This window comes from Nocardioides sp., assembly GCF_025964975.1.
GTDB lineage: Bacteria > Actinomycetota > Actinomycetes > Propionibacteriales > Nocardioidaceae > Nocardioides.
This window is the reverse complement of sequence record NZ_JAOPXV010000115.1, coordinates 1-2,889: the sequence shown is the minus strand read 5'-3', so window position 1 is coordinate 2,889 and position 2,889 is coordinate 1. Positions and strand designations below refer to the sequence as shown.

The following is a 2,889-nucleotide window of genomic DNA, read 5'->3' as shown; positions in this document are numbered from 1 at the left end:
AGCAGCAACAGCTCGATGACGCGCGGCTTGGTGAGGCCGACGTACGCCGCGACCACGTCCTTGAAGGACGCGGGCGCCTCGGTGGAAGTCGCTGGTGGCTGCACCGCCGACAAATCGGTCGACTCGTCGCCGCCCCCGGGGGGCACAGCAGCAGAGGCCGATTGGTCGACGTGCGTCACGGTGAAGACCTCTAATACAAAGGGATGAGTGCGGGTCGAGTCTATCCCGCGGGGTGGGTAGGCTCGGTGGCGCCCGGCGCCGTACCCAATGACAAGGATCACTGTGACCTCCTCGCTTCCCGCGCTCGACTGGACCGAACTCGACGACAAGGGCGTGGACACCGCTCGGGTGCTGGCCATGGACGCCGTGGAGAAGGTCGGGAACGGTCACCCGGGCACCGCCATGGCGCTCGCGCCGGCGGCCTACCTGCTCTTCCAGAAAGTGATGCGGCACAACCCGTCCGACCCGAACTGGTCGGGCCGCGACCGCTTCGTCCTGTCCGCCGGGCACAGCTCGATCACCCTCTACACCCAGCTCTTCCTCGGCGGCTGGGGGCTCGAGCTCGACGACCTCCGCTCCCTGCGCACGTGGGGCAGCAAGACCCCCGGCCACCCCGAGCACGGACACACCGCCGGCGTCGAGACGACCACCGGGCCGCTGGGCCAGGGAGTCGGCAACGCCATCGGTATGGCGATGGCCGCCCGCCGCGAGCGCGGTCTGTTCGACCCCGGTGCCGCGCAGGGCGCCTCCCCGTTCGACCACCACATCTATGCGATCGCGAGCGACGGCGACCTGCAGGAGGGCGTCAGCGCCGAGGCGTCCTCCATCGCCGGCACCCAGCGGCTGGGCAACCTCACCGTCATCTATGACGCCAACCGCATCTCCATCGAGGGCGACACCGACATCGCCTTCACCGAGGACGTCGGTGCCCGCTACGAGGCCTACGGCTGGCACGTACAGACGGTCGACTGGACCAACGACGGCACCGAATACGTCGAGGACGTCCCGCAGCTCCACGCGGCGATCGAGCAGGCCCGTGGCGTCACGGACCAGCCGAGCCTGATCGTCCTCCGCACCGTCATCGCCTGGCCCTCGCCGAACGCGCAGGGCACCGGGAAGTCCCACGGCTCGGCGCTCGGGGCCGAGGAGGTCGCTGCCAGCAAGGAGATCCTGGGCTTCGACCCCGAGCAGCACTTCGAGGTGCCGGAGGACGTCATCGCCCGCACGCGCACACTGGTCCAGCGCGGCAAGCAGGCCCAGGCCGACTGGGACGAGCAGTTCGCCGCTTGGCGTGGAGCCGCCTCCCCTGAGGTGCTCGCCACCTGGGAGCGCATGCAGACGCGGGCGCTGCCCGATGGGCTGGCCGACGCGCTCCCCACCTTCGAGGCCGACCCCCAGGGTGTCGCCACGCGCAAGGCCTCGGGACACACGATCAACGCCGTCGCCGGGCTGATGCCCGAGCTGTGGGGTGGCTCCGCCGACCTCGCGGAGTCCAACAACACCACGATCGAGGACGCCCCGTCCTTCATCCCCAAGGACCGCTCCACCGACCAGTGGGACGGCGACCCGGAGTCCGGTCGCGTCCTGCACTTCGGCATCCGCGAGCACGCCATGGGAGCGATCCTCAACGGCATCACGCTGCACGGCGGCACCCGCGTCTTCGGGGGCACGTTCCTGACGTTCTCCGACTACATGCGTGGCTCGGTGCGGCTCGCCGCTCTGATGGGTCTCCCCGTCACCTACGTCTGGACCCACGACTCCATCGGGCTCGGCGAGGACGGCCCCACGCACCAGCCGATCGAGCACCTCGCCGCGCTGCGTGCGATCCCCGGCCTCGACGTCGTGCGCCCTGCGGACGCCAACGAGACGGCGGCCGCCTGGCACGCGATCCTCCAGAACACCGACCGTCCGGCCGGCATCGCCCTGACCCGGCAGAACGTCCCGGTCTTCCCTCGCGGGACCGACGGTTACAGCGACACCTCCAACGTCCACCGCGGCGGCTACGTCCTCCTCGACGTCGAGGAAGGCCTGCCCGACGTCGTGCTCGTCGGCACGGGCTCCGAGGTGCAGATCGCCGTGGCGGCGCGTGACCTGCTGGCTGCCGACGGCATCCGGGCCCGCGTCGTGTCGATGCCGTGTCGGGAGTGGTTCGACCAGCAGGAGCCGGCCTACCGCGAGAGCGTCATCCCTCCGACCGTCAAGGCGCGCGTCTCGGTCGAGGCCGGGATCGCCCTCGGCTGGCGCGAGATCGTCGGCGACCACGGACGGATCGTCTCGATCGACACCTACGGCGCATCCGCCGACTACGCGCGGATCTACCAGGAGTACGGCATGACCGGAGAAGCCGTCGCGGACGCCGCCCGCGACAGCCTCCGGTTGTCCAAGGACTGACTGCACGCGCGCCACCCGGCCTCATCCACAGCCTCACCCACAGCCTCACCACAGGAGGAACCATGAGTGACCGCATGAAGGCTCTCGCAGACGCGGGCGTGTCCATCTGGCTCGACGACCTGTCCCGCGAACGCATCGAGACCGGCAACCTCGCCGAGCTGATGGAGTCGCGCTCCGTCGTGGGTGTCACCACCAACCCGTCGATCTTCGCAGCGGCCCTGGCCGACGGCGAGCGCTACGACGACCAGGTGGGCGAGCTCGCCGCGTCGGGCGCTGACATCAAGGCGACCGTCTTCGCCCTGACGACGACCGACGTCCGGCAGGCGTGCGACATCTTCGAGCCCGCCTACGACGCCAGCGACGGCGTGGACGGCCGGGTCTCGATCGAGGTCGCCCCCGACCTAGCCTTCGACACCGACGCCACCATGGCGTCGGCTCGCGAGCTGTGGGCAGAGGTCGACCGGCCCAACCTGCTGATCAAGATCCCGGCGACCACCG

2 protein-coding genes are annotated in these 2,889 nt (G+C 70.2%); both read left to right on the top strand.

Annotated features, from left to right (window positions below):
• Nucleotides 1-282 precede the first annotated feature (282 nt).
• Nucleotides 283-2,391 carry a transketolase gene (gene tkt, locus JWN68_RS08190; protein ID WP_297737356.1) on the top strand — a complete coding sequence of 703 codons (2,109 nt, stop codon included), beginning with the start codon at nucleotides 283-285 and terminating at the stop codon, nucleotides 2,389-2,391.
• Between the two features lie 62 nt (nucleotides 2,392-2,453).
• On the top strand, nucleotides 2,454-2,889 hold a 436-nt coding region (locus JWN68_RS08185; protein ID WP_297737354.1), incomplete at its 3' end, for a transaldolase family protein.